The sequence below is a fragment of the Paraburkholderia sp. SOS3 genome, from assembly GCF_001922345.1.
Taxonomy (GTDB): Bacteria; Pseudomonadota; Gammaproteobacteria; order Burkholderiales; family Burkholderiaceae; genus Paraburkholderia.
On sequence record NZ_CP018812.1, the window covers coordinates 2,528,519 to 2,542,619 of the forward strand.

The following is a 14,101-nucleotide window of genomic DNA, read 5'->3' on the forward strand; positions in this document are numbered from 1 at the left end:
GTTCTGTTGATGTGCGGCGCGCTCAGCGCATCGCGGCACGGTAGTAGGTCGGGTCGTAGTACTTCGAAGGGTCCGTCAACTTTTTATGGGGCGTCGCGTAGCGACTGCGCAGCGCAAGCACCGTGCGAATGCCGGCAACGTTCATCCGGCCTTTCCGGAAGAATCCCGCCTGCGGATCGAGCAACTCGCCATAGGTGGTCGCAGCGAGGGCGGGCGTCATCTGCGGCACGTTCTTACGCAGGATCGCGATCGCTTCGTCATGGTTCTTCGGGTCATACAGCCAGTCGATCGCCTCGACGTATGCGCGGATGAACGCAACCACCTTCGCCTTGTTCTTGCGCGCCCACGAACGGCGTGTCGCCGCGACGTTGCCCTGATACGGGCCGATGACATCGGTGGCCGTCGCGATCTGGTTGAACCCATCGTTGCGCGCAAGGATGTTGAACGGCGTGGACAGCAGCGTCGCGACCTGCTTGTGCTGCTGTAGCGCCGCCCAGCGTTGCACCATGCCGCCCGCGGTCTCGATCGTGTAGTCGTCCGGTTGCAAGCCTTTGCGGGCCAGCATGTCGTACAGCACGAACGCGTAGCCGGTGGTGCGCGCGTCGACCGACAGCGTCTTGCCGCGAAGGTCCGCATAGGACTTGATGTCCGGCGCCGCCACGAGGGAAAGGAAACTGCTGTCGCTGCCCATCACCGCGACGAAATCCGGCTGCGGTCCGATCGGCGCTTCGCCCTCGCCTTCCACGTACGCGACGATGTTGTCGATCGCGGTCATCGCAATGTCGAAGCGGCCCTGCGACAGGTCGGTCATCTGGTTGACCGAACCGGTCGTGCCTTGCAGGACCACGTGAATGCCATGCTGCTCGAAGAAGCCTTTATCTTCGGCCACGTAGCTCGGCCAGTTGAAGCCGCCGGGAAACACATTGACCGTCACGTCGCCCAGTTTGGGCGCCTGCTGCGCCTGCGCGGCCGGCGCCGCGCTGATGCCGCATGCGATCAGTGCCGCGGCGATGAATGCCGCCATCCATGATTTTCCAATTGCTTTCATTGTTCAATGATCCTAAATATGTAAACCAGCAAGATGCACGAAGACAACGTTCAGGCTATTTGGCGGTCAACGGCGCGGTTTCCCTCGCGCGGCTGGCGGGCAACGCCATGCGCGACGGTTGCAGCGCAAGCGCAAGCAACGCGCCGATAAAAGCCAGCAGTGAAATCTGTTCGAGTCCGGCGGTCGACCACCCGCTGGACGTCGCAAGCCAGCCGATGGTGTAGCCGGCGATCGACGCCGATCCGTACAGGCTCGACACGAATACACCCGACGCCTTGTTATTCAGATGGCCGCTGACCGAGCGAATGTGATAACCGGCCAGATTCACGTAGATCACGCCGCTCACCACGAGCCCCCAGACAAACGACAGCAACGCTTGTGCGAAGAGCGTGGTGGCCGCATAGAAGAGTCCGTAGCCAAGCAAAGCCGCGATCAGAAAGCTCACGACGAGTACCTTGCGCGCCGAAAGGCGGTCGCCTATCCAGCCGCCCGCGATCGATGCGAACACACCGAACCCGTAGGCGCTCATCACGCGGCCGGTCATCGCCGGCGTAAAGCCAAGATGTTCACGCAGGAAAGTCGGATACATCCCGAGATAGCCATAGATGATCAGCCCGCCGATCAGACTCAGCACGGTGAGCAGCACGGTGTTGCGATTCCACAGCGTATGCGCGGTGGCAATTCCTGCATCGTCGTGGCGCTCAGCTGTGCGTGTCTCGCTGAACCACGGCCGCACCGCAATCAGGATCAGCACGATTGCCGCGAAGCCCAGCAGCCCGAACACGATCATCGGGAACCGCCACTCGTGTCTCATCGCGAGAAGGCCAGCGCCGGCCACCGGCCCGATAATCGCGCCGACGCCGAACGAGAAATTCACCGCGCCCACCGCAGTCGAACGAAAACGAGTGAAGTAGCTGGTCCCGATCGCGATGATCACCGTCAACTGCATGGCTTCGCCGATGCCGGTCGCGGCCCGGTACAGCAGCATTTCGGCGAAACCGTGCGCACTCGCGGTCAGCACGGTCCCGATCGAGAAAATCGCAATGCCCACGATCGTCGCGCTTCTGCGCGACAGCCGGGCGAGCAGGAAGCCGGTCGGCGCGCCGGCGAGGGCCATGCCGAGCGTGAAGATCGTCGACAGCAAGCCGATCTGCGCAAGCCCGAAGCCATACTCGTGGCGCACGTCGGCCGCAAGCAGCGGAAAAATCTGGCGATCCATCGCGTTGATCGAGTACGACGCGAGCAGCACGACGAACATCGCAACAGCGGCCAACGTCGAACCGGACGGACGCAACCCTGCCTGCTGCGCAGGCCGCGAAAGAGGACTATTCATCAACGTCTCGAAGAGAGCGGCAGCCGCGCGGCCGCCTTTGTCATGGGAGCGGCGCGGACCGGTCAGGCCCGCGCGCGACGTTCTCGCGCTTAGCCCGGTTGCGGCGCCGACGCGACGAACGCATCGCAGATCGCACTGCCGGTCGTGAAGACAACGCCCGGCCGTGCGTTGATGTGCGCAAGCGCTTCGCGGAAATAGCGCATCCGGTGCGGCACGCCCATGATGTAGGGATGCACGACGAGCGCCATCACGCGCGGCTCTTTGTGCGCATCCGCGTAAAGCTGTTCGAACTGATCGATCGCGCGATCGCGATACTCGGCCGCGGCATGGTGCTGGATCAGCATCATGGCGACGTCGTTGCACTCCTGCGTGTACGGCACGCTGACGATCGGCTTCGTGCGCGTCTTCAGATACAGCGGCTGGTCGTCGAGCACCCAGTCGCATACGTAGTCGTAGCCCTCCTCGACGAGGATGTCCGGCGTCTCCCATGTTTCGGTCAGCCCCGGCCCGAGCCAGCCGCGCGGCGCCTGTCCCGTGAATGCGCGGATCGCTTCGGAGGTCTTGCGAATATCGGCGCGCTCGTCTTCGACCTTCTGCATGTTTTTCTGGCTGAAGCCATGACCCATGAACTCCCAGCCGCGCTCGAGCGCCGCGCGCGAAATCGGCTCGTAGCTATGGATCGCCGAACCGTTGATCGCGAGGGCGGCCCGAATGCCGAGCGTATCGAACACATCGAGCATGCGCCAGAATGCGACGCGATTGCCGTATTCGTGCCATGCCCAGTTCGGCACGTCCGGTGTCGGCGAGCCGCCGGCAGGCGGCGTCAGCACCGTGCGCGGCATCGTTTCGCGCGGATTCCATTCCTCGATGTTGACGATCACCCACACGGCGAGCCGCGCGCCGTCCGGCAACGCGAGCTTCGACCGCTCGACGATCGGCGAATACGCGAGACGTTCGTTCGGTAACAGGTTCATGATTTCCTCGAGCCGATTGTGAAATGGATGGCGCCGAGCCCTTCGACCGAGCCTTCGATGCGATCGCCCGGCACGACCGGGCCGACGCCGGCAGGCGTGCCGGTGAAGATCAGGTCTCCCGCCTTCAGTTCGTACTGCGTCGACAGATTCGCAATGATCTCCGGCACGTTCCAGATCATCTGCGCGAGGTCGCCCTTTTGCCGCACTTCGCCGTTGACGGACAGCGCGATGGCGCCGCGCCCGATGTGCCCGACGCGTGCGACCGGATGCAGCGGGCCGCACGGCGCCGATGCGTCAAACGACTTGCCGAGCTCCCACGGCAGCATGCGTTCCCGCATTTCGCGCTGGCGATCGCGGCGCGTCATGTCGATGCCGACCGCGTAGCCGAACACGTGCCCAAGCGCTTCGGTCACCGGAATGTTCGCGCCGTCGGTGCCGATCGCGACGACGAGTTCGATCTCATGCTGAAAATCTTCAGTGCACGGCGGGTAAGCAAGCTCTGCGCCATTCGCGACGACAGCGTCGGACGGCTTCTGGAAAAAGAATGGCGGATCGCGCTCGTCGCCCTCCTTCATCTCGCGAATGTGGTCCACGTAATTGCGGCCGACGCAGTACACGCGACGTACCGGAAATGCGCTGGTTTCGCCGGCTATCGCCAGGACGGTGGTGGCCAATGAAACGGCATACGAAGCAGTCAAGCTTGTCTCCCTGGTGGTGAACGTTCGTTGGCCAGATAATCTGTGTACAATAACTCGTTGTCAACGCCAAATTGTATTCACTTTGTTTGGCACTGCAGCAATCTGTGTTCGTTCATATCAGAGATGCGCTTACATCACAGATGGTCAGGCGTCAGTCCCCACCGCACACAAGTAGTGAATGAGAGCGTGCGATTTGCATACTTTTGTGGCCCGATCACCCATAAGTGTGCTCACCACTGATTTATAATCGGCCTCGTCTCAAGTCCGAGGACCCTATGATCGAAAAAGCCGCTGCCGCCACGCTGTCGGGCGAACTCGCCGAACGCATACGCCAGGATCTGCTCGATGGCGTGCTTGCGCCGGGATCGCGTATCAACGAGGTTTCGCTAAGCCGGGAACTGGCGGTGTCGCGCACGCCGCTGAGGTCGGCGCTGCAGATGCTTGCAGGCGAAGGCCTGCTGACCTACACGCCCAATCGAGGCTTCACGGTGCGCGCCTTTCCGTTATCGGAAATCGTCGACGCTTATGAAATGCGCGCCCTTGCGGAAGGTCTCGCCGCGCGGCTCGCGGCCGAGCGCGGCCTATCGGCCGACGCCTGCGTGCAGCTGGAAAATGCGCTTACGCGCGGCGATGAAATTCTTGCGGGCGACGCGGAGCCGAACGAGCAGCGCGCGAACTACGCGGAGGTCAACGAGGTCTTCCACTCGGTGATTCATCAGGCGGCCAGTTCGCGGCTAGTGTCCGATGTGTTGCGCGTGTGCCAGCAGATTCCGCAAGCTTCGACGCACAACATACTTGCGTTCGAGATCGACGACATTCGCGAGCGGCATCGGTTTCACCACCGCATTTACGATGCGATTCTCGCGCGCGAACCACGCGAGGCGGAGACGCTGATGCGGCAGCACGTGGTGAGCGTGAAGACATCGTTGATTCGCGCGACGAGCCGGCATTTGAATACGGCTCAAAATGAAGGCGCAAGCGCGGGTAAAAGAAAAGCGACAACGAAGTAGATGGCCTGGCGAGGCCTGCCGCGGCCAGGCGATGCGCGACTGCAATGGGCTCGCATGCGACGCCCAGGAGGGCTCCACTCGGGGAGCCTGCGCCTATCGATTACCTATTCGGGCTGCGCCGCCGCCCCGTCTGCGGATGCCTGCGCAGCCGCCACGCCTGCTGCTGCGCCTGCCGCTGCCGTCGCACCTTCCGGCGCACCGTCGTCCGGATACACGACACGCACCGCCGGCACGAACCACGCGAGGCACAGCCCGATGAGCGCGGCTGCCGCCGCGAGCGCAAGACCCAGATGAATCGAGTCGATCAGCGCGAGGCGGGCCGCCTGCATCATCGGCCCGCCGACGTGCCCCGCCATGATCAGATGCTCGATCAGCGCGGCCTGCTGGGAATGGTCGACGCGCAAATCGGGGCTCGCGAACGACTGCAGCCACTGCGTCGCCTGATACGAATCGAGCGAACGATGCACGCCGCGCACATAGAGATGGCTCAACAGCGCGCCCGTCATCGCGGTGCCGAGCATGCCGCCGAAAATCCGCAGCGACTGCAGCAGTGCTGTCACCGCGCCGATGTGGTCGCGCGCCACGAGCTGTTGCGAGCAGATCGTCAGATTCGTCGCGACGAGCCCAAGGCCGAGGCCGCTCAGCGCCATGCACAGCATCCACACGTAATGCGGCTGATGGCCCGTAATCGCGACGAGCGCGAGACACGACGCCGCAAACAGCGCAAAGCCGATATACATGAGTGCGTTCGCGCGCGGAATGCGCGTGACGAGCCGGTTATTCAGCACGCTGCCGACCGACGTGCCGAGCAGCAGCGGCGTGATCAGCATGCCCGATTCGTGCGGCGACATGCCAAAGCCGCCCTGAAATAGCAGCGGCACATAAAACACCATCGAAAACAGCGCGAAGCCCCCGAGCGTGGACATCGCAAACAGCGCGGCAAGCCGCCGGTCGAGCAGCATATCGATGGGCACCACCGGGTAACCCATGCGCCTTTCCCAGAACCATAGCGTGCTGCCGCATGCAACGGTCACGAGCATCAGCACGATCGTCATCGTGCTCACGCCTTCCTTCGGCAGCAGTTCGATCAGCAATTGCAACGCGCCGAACGTCGCCGCGACGACGAACGCGCCGAGCCAGTCGAGCTGAACCGGACCCGCCTTGCGCAGGTGCCGCAGCGGCGGTACGAAGCGCAGCACGAACAGCAGCGACGCGACGCCGACCGGAACGTTGACAAAAAACACGAAGCGCCAGCTCGCCGACTGCGTAAGCATGCCGCCAAGCGACGGCCCAACGACATTCGCAAGCCCGAACGCCGACGTGACGAACACGAGCCAGCGCAGCCGCAGTTTGGGATCCGGAAACAGATCGGCGACCGTCGCGAACACCGTGCCGATCAGAATGCCGCCGCCGATGCCTTGCAGGCCGCGCGCGATGACGAGAAACAGCATGTTCGAGGCAATGCCGCACAGCACCGAGGCGCCGGTAAACAGCGAGATTGCGGCGATCAGAAACGGTTTGCGGCCGAACAGGTCGCCGAGGCGCCCGAAAATCGGAATCGTGATGACCGATGCGAGCATGTAGGACGTCGCGACCCATGCGTATAGATCGAACCCCTTGAGGTCCGCGACGATGCGCGGCAACGCGGTGCCGACGATCGTCTGATCGAGTGCGACGAGCATCGCGACGAACGCGATCCCGAGCATGGCTAGCAGCGATTCGCGAAACGGCAGCAACTGCCTGCCCGGCTCATAGGCGGCGATAGCGGGAATCATGATGGCGTCGGCGAGAGTGAAGAACGCAAGCGGCACAAGAGCGGCGCACTGCGCGAGCGCTGTGCAGACTGTGGCACTGCCGCTACGAATCGGCAAGTCACAGTCCGTAAGTCGCTGAAAGCGCAAGAAAATGACAGACGGAGCGTGGCGCGCACCAGTTTGCGCCACAGCCTGGGTCGCGCCAGGCCGTTCGCTACGTCTGCACCGCTTGCATCACTAACATCGCCTTCGCGTCGTTTATTCCCGCGAACCGAAGAAGGGCCCGATGCATCGGCCCTCAGCCGGGGATCGAGCCGACGCTCAAAGCGCGGCGGCGTACTCCACTGCGGCCGCGATCGCGCCTTGCGCCGCCGTGCCGGCCGCGCGGCCACTCGCGTGTCGATGTTGCGTATGCCGCACCTCGTCTTCATGCAGATGAAATGCGCGCAGCGCGTTCTGCAGAATCACCGCCTGCTCGGTCAGCGACTGCGCGGCGGCCGCCGCTTCTTCGACGAGCGCGGCGTTCTCCTGCGTCAGCGTGTCCATATGCGTGACCGCGAGGTTCACCTGCTCGATGCCCGAGCTCTGCTCGGACGCCGCCGCGGCGATTTCCTGAATCAGCGTCGTGACCTGCGCGATCGCATCGCGCGCGCCGTCGATCGTGCCGCCCGCCTGCTCGACGAGCTGCGCGCCGCTGCCGACCTTGCCGACCGCATTGCCGATCAGTTCGCGCACTTCCTTCGCGGCCGCGGCGCTGCGATGCGCAAGCGAGCGCACTTCCGCCGCGACCACGGCGAAACCGCGCCCTTCTTCGCCGGCGCGTGCCGCTTCGACCGCGGCATTCAGCGCGAGGATATTGGTCTGGAACGCGATGCCTTCGATGACCGCGATGATCTCCACCATGCGCTGCGACGCGGCCGAAATATCGCGCATCGTCGCGACCGCGTCGGCGACCATGTTGCCGCCGTCGCCGGCGATCTGCGCGGCCTTCACCGCGAGCTGGCTCGCCGTCTTCGCGTGTTCGGCCGTTTGCCGGACCATCGACGTCACCTCTTCCATGCTGGCGGCCGTTTCCTCGAGCGACGCCGCCTGGTTTTCGGTGCGCACCGACAGGTCCGCGCTGCCGGTCGCGATTTCGCGCGCGCCGGTCGCGACGCTGTCGGCGGCCGCGCCGATCTGCCGCACGGTGCCGGTCAGCGCATCGCGCATGCGCTGCATCACGTTCAGCAGGCTGCTGTCGTAGCCGGTTCGGTTCGCGCGCATTTCGATCGTCACCGTCAGATCGCCCTCGGCGATCGCGCCGGCCACTTGCGCCGCATAACGCGGATCGCCGCCGATCGTGCGCAGAATGCTGCGGTTGATCATCCAGACGAGCGACGCGAGGACAAGCGCAAGCACGACGAACACGGCGCCAAGTACATAGAGCGTCTCCATGAAGGCCGCGTCGATATCGTCGACGTAGGCGCCCGTCGAGATGATCCAGTCCCACGGCGCGTAACGCACGACATAACCGATCTTGTCGACCGCTTCGGTCGAATGCGGATGCGGAAACACATAATCGACGAAGCCGCCGTTCGGCGACTGTGCGACCTGCGCGAAGCTCACATAGTGATGGCGGCCGTCCGCGTCCGCGATGCCCGCCAGCAGTTTGCCGTTCGTCGCGGGCTTCATCGGATGCATGACCATGCGCGGCGTCGAGTCGATCACGAGCAGATAGCCGTCCTCGCCGTATCGGATGTCGCGTAGCCGCGCGAGCGCCTCCTTGCGCGCCTGGGCTTCCGGGATCGCACCGCTTTTCGCGAGCGCCGCGTATTCCTCGACGATTGACAGACCGACATGCGCGACATTGATCAGATCATTCTTGCGTTCGTCGATACGCGTCTGCCGCGAAAGCCATGCTGCCGACACGGACACCAGCAGCAGCGCCACGAGGCTCACGACGAGCGGCAACCACAGCTTTTGCGCGAAACCGAGCTTATGCATCTCCTGTGTCTCCGTCTTTATGGTGTGGGTCGAGCCGCAATTTCAACAAGGCGCCTCGTTCCGGCCGCATGCCTCTGGTGTTCAGTCGCAAGGTCGCAGCAGAAAGGCAATACGTCGGCATCCACGCGACGACGAACTATGCCCATTCCATATAACGACAGGAACGGGCTGCAGATTTGTAGAGGGAAACCCTTGCCTCGCGATGAATCTTTTCGGCAAGGGCTGAAGAAAGCGAGGCGCGCGCGGCAAGCGCGGCGCCTGCGGCTTTCAGGACGCGCAATCAGCCGCGCGGGCGATCGCGATCGACGACTACGATATGCTGCGCGCCCGAGGCCGGCGCGGCATGCACATCAGATGCGACGCGGCTATCGGCCACGCGCGTGGCGCCATTGGCCGCTGTCCCTTCGGCCTGCGCGAGCACTTCGCCGGCCGTCGCATCGATCGCATCGGTGAACGGCTTCGGATCGATACCGATCGCGAGCACGAGCACCGCGAGCGCGCCCAGCAGCACGAACTCCCGCTTGCCGACATCGGCGAGCTTCGCGACCTGCGCATTGGCGAGCGCGCCGAAGATCACGCGCTTGACCATCCACAGCGTGTACGCCGCACTGAGGATCAGCGTCAGTGCGGCGATCGCGCCGATCCAGAAGTTGAACTGGATCGTGCCCATCAGCACCATGAACTCGCCGACGAAACCGGACGTGCCCGGCAAGCCCACGTTGGCCATCGAAAACAGCATCACGAAGACGGCGAAGCGCGGCATGGTGTTGACCACGCCGCCATACGCATCGATCGAGCCGCTTTGCGTGCGATCGTAGAGCATGCCCGAGCACAGCAGCATCGCGCCGGATACGATGCCGTACGACAGCATCTGCACGACCGCGCCTTCCATCGAAATGCGCGTGAACACGAACAGGCCCAGCGTGACGAGGCCCATATGCGCGATCGCCGAATACGCGAGCAGCTTGCGGATGTCCGTTTGCACGAGCGCGACGAGGCTCGCGTAGATCACCGCGACGAGCGACAGCGTAATGACAGCCGGTGCGAAGAAGTGGCTCGCTTGCGGCACGATCGGCAACGCGAAGCGCAACAGACCATAGCCGCCGATCTTCAGCATGCCGAGCAGCACGGCCGCCGCGGTCGGCCCTTCGAGGTGCACGTCGGGCAGCCACGTATGCACGGGCCACATCGGCACCTTCACCGAAAACGCGGCAAAGAAGCACAGGAAGATCAGCACCTGCGGCATGAAGTCGATTTGCAGCGAACGCCACTGCGCGAGGTCGAAGCTATGCGACTGCGAGTACAGGTACAGCATCGCCGCGAGCATCGCGAGCGAGCCCGTCAGCGAGAAAAGGAAAAAGCGCAGCGCGGCATGCGCGCGATTCGACTGACCCCAGGTGCCGATCAGCAGATACAGCGGGATCAGCGTCGCTTCGAAGAACACGAAGAACAGCATGCCGTCCTGCGCCGTGAACACGCCTTGCATGAAGCCCGACAACAGCAGGAATGCACCGAAGTACTGTGCGACGCGCTTCGTGATCGACTGCCACGATGCGATCACGACGATGACGGTCGTGATCGCCGTCAGCACGGTAAACCACAGCGAAATGCCATCGACGCCGAGATGCCACGCCACGCCGAACGACGGCAGCCACGGCTTGTTCTCGACGAACTGCATCGCGACGACGTTGTTGCGAAAGCCTTGCACCAGCGGCACGGCCGGCAGGAGAGCGGCGATCGCGCCGACCAGCGCGAGCCAGCGGGTGCGGTTGAGCGCGCGATCCGAACCCGCGCACAGCACGACTAGGCCAGCCACGATCGGAATCCAGATCAGCAGGCTGAGTAACGGAGGGAATTGCATGAGATTGACTGGAACTCTAAGCATAGCGACAGCCCGGCTGTCGCAACCGAAAGGGAATCGATTACAAACTGATTGCGGAAATAAAACAGAAAGGAGGACATCAGACGGGCGCGGTTGAAACCAACCCGTCAGGGTTAACGAGCATAACCGTTTAGACAATGTTTTGCAGCGCACCAAAAAATAGTGGTGAGCGCAACGAGTCATTGCTGCTGTGAGGGTTGCCAGACCGACTGCTGTTGTGCTTCGCACAACACACAAAGCTTGGCGGGATTTGCCGTGGGCCGCGGTGCGCTTTTTGCGGGCAATAACGGGACCTTTTGCCACGACGTTCTGTCGCCGAATTACCACGCGTTCAACGCGTCCGTAGCGAAAAAAGTCACACGAAAACGGGAAATCCCTGGCATGGGACGCAGGGGCTTCGCGTTAGGCTCTAGCAAGGGAGGAGACAACCCGATGAGACGAGCTTTCAATATCGCAGTCGTCGTGCTGGTCGGCTTTCTGATTGCCGACCGAACCGCGATGCACGTGCAGGCACATGAGCAGGCATCGATCAGCTGCGCCGCGGGAGCGGACCTCGTGCGGCTCGATGCACTGAACAAGGGCTTTTCGGATGCCGGTGCGACGAATCAGGGCGACGCGTTCAGGTCGAGCTGCTTCGTGACCGGCCGCGCGCAGATCGGCGATCTGATCGCGCGGGATTGACGAGCCGCACGACTCCATTGCTTCAAAGTCGCTTCAAAGCTGTTATTGCGCATCGCCGCTTGCGCGCGATGCGCGAGTCCCTGTCCGCCTTCCCCGATCTGCACAATAATGAACGGCAATCGAATCGCCGATCTTCGATCGGCATGACGAACGGCCAGGGGACACGCTTATGCATCTGAAAGGACGAACCGTCGGCGTCATCGCGCCGGCCGGCGTACCGGATATGAACAACGTTGCACACGGCATCGCGTTGCTCGAGAGCTGGGGGCTCGAAGTGCGCGTCGGCACGCATGTGACGAAGCGCTTTCGCACCTTCGCCGGCACGCATGAAGAGCGCCGTGCGGACCTCGCATGGGCTTTGACAGACCCGTCGATCGATATCGTCTGGGTTGCGCGCGGCGGCTATGGCTGCGTGCACTGCCTGCCCGCGATTCCGCCGGTACTGCCGCGTGAAAAGACGGTGATCGGCTTTTCCGATGCGACTTCCCTGTTCTGCGCGATGAACGGCATGCCGAACGCACGGCTCATACACGGACCGTCGCTCGGCAGCCTCGCCTCCCATGTCGACGACGCCTCGCGGCAAAGCGTGCTGACCGCGCTCACGAACGACGTTGCGGGCGGTGCGCCTGCCATTTCGCTCATGCATCTGCACGGACCGCACACGCCCGTGCGCGGCCATCTGCACGGCGGCAACATCACGACGCTCGCGAGCGTCGCGGGCACGCGCTGGCAAGCCGACTGCCACGACGCGATCGTGCTGCTCGAAGACATCACCGAACTCGGTTACCGGCTCGACCGCAGCATCACGCTGCTCAAGGAAAGCGCGACCTTCGACGGTGCGCGCGCTTTCGTGTTCGGCGAGTTCGTGCGTTGCCCGCTGCCCGAAGGAGCCGACTATACGCTGCACGACATCTTCGTCGATCTGCTTGCGCCTTATGGCGTGCCGATCTTTGCCGGCATGCCGTTCGGACATGCCGCGCAGAATGTCGCGTGGACGTATGGGGCGCCCGCGCGCATCGTCGAAAATCAGCTTCTGCTCGACGCGTCGCGCGATGCCGATGCCGACGCCGATCCCGTCGTTGCGTCGTCACTGCTGTCGAACTTGTCCAGGTAGACACGCGGACCTTGCGTCGGCTTTACAGCGCGCGCATTAACGGTGCGCGCTGCAGCCCGTGTCGCGCACCAGCGCAGGGCTCACGCACCGCGCGCAACCACCATTCCTCTGCCCACGCCTCGTGCGGGCGCATCGAGCACTGAGCCGACGCGCGGATTTCTGCGCCCGCCATTCATCCGTCAACCCGCATCCGGCCTGTCCGGGCGCACTGTCGCGGCTCGCGGCAATGCCTTTGGCATGGTTCTCGCTCATGTCGGCGGTCCTGGTGCAGGACTCGATAACAGAACACGAAATAACGCACCGCCTGTCCCACGCAATCTCGCAACGGAGAATCACCGATGAACACCCCTGTACAGTCGCTCGATCACGCCGCATCCTCGGGCGCGCGTTCCGCGACTTCCATGCGCTGGCTGCAGCTCGCGCTCGGCCTCGTCTGCATGATGTCGATCTCGAGCCCGCAATACGTGTGGACGCTGATGACGAAACCGCTGATGGCGAAGCTCGGCATCTCGCTGCCCGAAGTGCAGGTCACGTTTTCGATTCTCGTCTTTCTGCAGGCTTTCTTTTCGCCGTTCCAGGGCGCACTGATCGATCGCTTCGGGCCGCGTAAGCTGATCTCGATCGGCACGCTGCTCGCGGGCGTCAGCTGGATGCTCGCATCGCATGCGTCGAGCACGACGGCGCTGTACCTCACCTATGGCGGCCTTGGCGGTCTCGGCACCGGCATCGTGTATGTCGGCGTCGTCGGCCTCATGGTGCGCTGGTTTCCGGATCGCCGCGGCATGGCCGCCGGCGCGGTCGCGGCCGGCTACGGCATGGGCGCGATCGTCACGACGTTTCCGATTTCCGCCTCGCTGGCTGCGCACGGCATCGAGTCGACGTTGTGGCTGTACGGCATGATCTTCGCCGTCGTCGGCTTCGTCGCATCGCAAGGATTGCGTGTGCCGCCGCAAGCGGACGCGAACACGGCGGCTGCGGCTCACTCGTCCACGCGTGAATACCGTCCGTCCGAAATGTTGAAGACGCCGATCTTCTGGCTCATGTTCGCGATGATGACGATGATGTCGACCTCGGGCCTCATGGTCACCTCGCAGATGGCGAGCTTCGCGGCCGATTTCGGCGTCAGCAAAGTGCTCGTGTTCGGGCTCGCCGCCCTGCCGCTCGCGCTGACCATTGACCGTTTCACGAACGGCCTGACCCGACCGCTGTTCGGCTGGGTCTCCGACAAACTCGGCCGCGAAAATACGATGGGCTTCGCGTTCGCGCTCGAAGGCATCGCCATGACGCTGTGGCTGCTCACCCGTGACGACGCCGTGCTGTTCGTGCTGCTGTCGGGCGTCGTGTTCTTCGGCTGGGGCGAGATCTTCTCGCTGTTCCCGTCGACGCTGACCGACACCTTCGGCACGCGCTTCGCCACGGCGAATTATGGCTGGCTCTACATCTCATTCGGCGTCGGCTCGATCTTCGGCGGACCGCTTGCCGCGCTGCTGCATCAGCATACGGGCAGCTGGGTGCCGGTGTTTGCCTGCGCAATCACGCTCGATATCGTGACCGCCGTGCTTGCGCTCTTCGTGCTGAAGCCGGCGCGCGCGAAGTTCGTTCGCGCGCAGCCGTAACATCCGCA

11 protein-coding genes are annotated in these 14,101 nt (G+C 63.5%); 4 read left to right on the forward strand and 7 right to left on the reverse strand.

Annotated features, from left to right (window positions below; all coding sequences use genetic code 11):
• Nucleotides 1–22: 22 nt before the first annotated feature.
• The 4 genes from BTO02_RS31275 to BTO02_RS31290 form a co-directional block, all read right to left on the reverse strand.
• Nucleotides 23–1,048, reverse strand: coding sequence for an ABC transporter substrate-binding protein (locus tag BTO02_RS31275; protein WP_075160857.1), 1,026 nt, complete (start codon nt 1,046–1,048; stop codon nt 23–25).
• A gap of 55 nt (nt 1,049–1,103) precedes the next feature.
• A complete protein-coding gene (locus tag BTO02_RS31280) occupies nt 1,104–2,381 on the reverse strand; it encodes an MFS transporter (protein WP_083615475.1) in 1,278 nt (425 codons plus the stop codon).
• Nucleotides 2,382–2,470: 89 nt separating this feature from the next.
• Nucleotides 2,471–3,355 carry a polysaccharide deacetylase family protein gene (locus BTO02_RS31285; RefSeq protein WP_075160859.1) on the reverse strand — a complete coding sequence of 295 codons (885 nt, stop codon included), beginning with the start codon at nt 3,353–3,355 and terminating at the stop codon, nt 2,471–2,473.
• Nucleotides 3,352–4,053, reverse strand: a complete 702-nt coding sequence (locus BTO02_RS31290) for a fumarylacetoacetate hydrolase family protein (RefSeq protein ID WP_075160860.1) — start codon at nt 4,051–4,053, stop codon at nt 3,352–3,354. Before BTO02_RS31290 ends, BTO02_RS31285 begins: the two co-directional genes overlap by 4 nt.
• Before the next feature lie 275 nt (nt 4,054–4,328).
• Here BTO02_RS31290 and BTO02_RS31295 point away from each other — a divergent pair, with 275 nt between their 5' ends.
• Complete coding sequence (locus tag BTO02_RS31295; protein ID WP_075160861.1) at nt 4,329–5,063, forward strand: GntR family transcriptional regulator; 735 nt, start codon at nt 4,329–4,331, stop codon at nt 5,061–5,063.
• Between the two features lie 104 nt (nt 5,064–5,167).
• Here the strand turns inward: BTO02_RS31295 and BTO02_RS31300 are convergent, their stop codons facing one another.
• The 3 genes from BTO02_RS31300 to BTO02_RS31310 form a co-directional block, all read right to left on the reverse strand.
• Entirely contained in the window at nt 5,168–6,838 is a 1,671-nt protein-coding gene (locus BTO02_RS31300) for an MFS transporter (protein WP_083615561.1), read from the reverse strand.
• A 300-nt stretch (nt 6,839–7,138) separates the two neighbouring features.
• Complete coding sequence (locus BTO02_RS31305; protein ID WP_083615476.1) at nt 7,139–8,800, reverse strand: methyl-accepting chemotaxis protein; 1,662 nt, start codon at nt 8,798–8,800, stop codon at nt 7,139–7,141.
• Nucleotides 8,801–9,080: 280 nt separating this feature from the next.
• On the reverse strand, nt 9,081–10,661 hold the full coding sequence (locus BTO02_RS31310) for a complex I subunit 4 family protein (RefSeq protein ID WP_075160862.1): 1,581 nt from the start codon (nt 10,659–10,661) through the stop codon (nt 9,081–9,083).
• 453 nt (nt 10,662–11,114) lie between these two features.
• On the opposite strand from BTO02_RS31310, the gene BTO02_RS31315 reads away from it, so the two are divergent.
• From BTO02_RS31315 to oxlT, 3 genes are all read left to right on the forward strand, one after another.
• Nucleotides 11,115–11,363, forward strand: coding sequence for a hypothetical protein (locus BTO02_RS31315; RefSeq protein WP_075160863.1), 249 nt, complete (start codon nt 11,115–11,117; stop codon nt 11,361–11,363).
• A 169-nt stretch (nt 11,364–11,532) separates the two neighbouring features.
• Nucleotides 11,533–12,477, forward strand: a complete 945-nt coding sequence (locus tag BTO02_RS31320; RefSeq protein ID WP_075160864.1) for a S66 peptidase family protein — start codon at nt 11,533–11,535, stop codon at nt 12,475–12,477.
• Nucleotides 12,478–12,815: 338 nt separating this feature from the next.
• On the forward strand, nt 12,816–14,093 hold the full coding sequence (gene oxlT, locus BTO02_RS31325; protein WP_075160865.1) for an oxalate/formate MFS antiporter: 1,278 nt from the start codon (nt 12,816–12,818) through the stop codon (nt 14,091–14,093).
• The last annotated feature ends 8 nt before the right edge of the window (nt 14,094–14,101 follow it).

Excerpts from the sequence above, each read along its gene's own strand:
- BTO02_RS31305 (WP_083615476.1), bottom strand. The coding sequence starts at position 8,800 with ATGCATAAGCTCGGTTTCGCGCAAAAGCTGTGGTTGCCGCTCGTCGTG.
- BTO02_RS31320 (WP_075160864.1), top strand. The coding sequence starts at position 11,533 with ATGCATCTGAAAGGACGAACCGTCGGCGTCATCGCGCCGGCCGGCGTA.
- BTO02_RS31310 (WP_075160862.1), bottom strand. The coding sequence starts at position 10,661 with ATGCAATTCCCTCCGTTACTCAGCCTGCTGATCTGGATTCCGATCGTG.
- oxlT (WP_075160865.1), top strand. The coding sequence starts at position 12,816 with ATGAACACCCCTGTACAGTCGCTCGATCACGCCGCATCCTCGGGCGCG.
- BTO02_RS31300 (WP_083615561.1), bottom strand. The coding sequence starts at position 6,838 with ATGATTCCCGCTATCGCCGCCTATGAGCCGGGCAGGCAGTTGCTGCCG.
- BTO02_RS31285 (WP_075160859.1), bottom strand. The coding sequence starts at position 3,355 with ATGAACCTGTTACCGAACGAACGTCTCGCGTATTCGCCGATCGTCGAG.
- BTO02_RS31295 (WP_075160861.1), top strand. The coding sequence starts at position 4,329 with ATGATCGAAAAAGCCGCTGCCGCCACGCTGTCGGGCGAACTCGCCGAA.
- BTO02_RS31315 (WP_075160863.1), top strand. The coding sequence starts at position 11,115 with ATGAGACGAGCTTTCAATATCGCAGTCGTCGTGCTGGTCGGCTTTCTG.
- BTO02_RS31280 (WP_083615475.1), bottom strand. The coding sequence starts at position 2,381 with ATGAATAGTCCTCTTTCGCGGCCTGCGCAGCAGGCAGGGTTGCGTCCG.
- BTO02_RS31275 (WP_075160857.1), bottom strand. The coding sequence starts at position 1,048 with ATGAAAGCAATTGGAAAATCATGGATGGCGGCATTCATCGCCGCGGCA.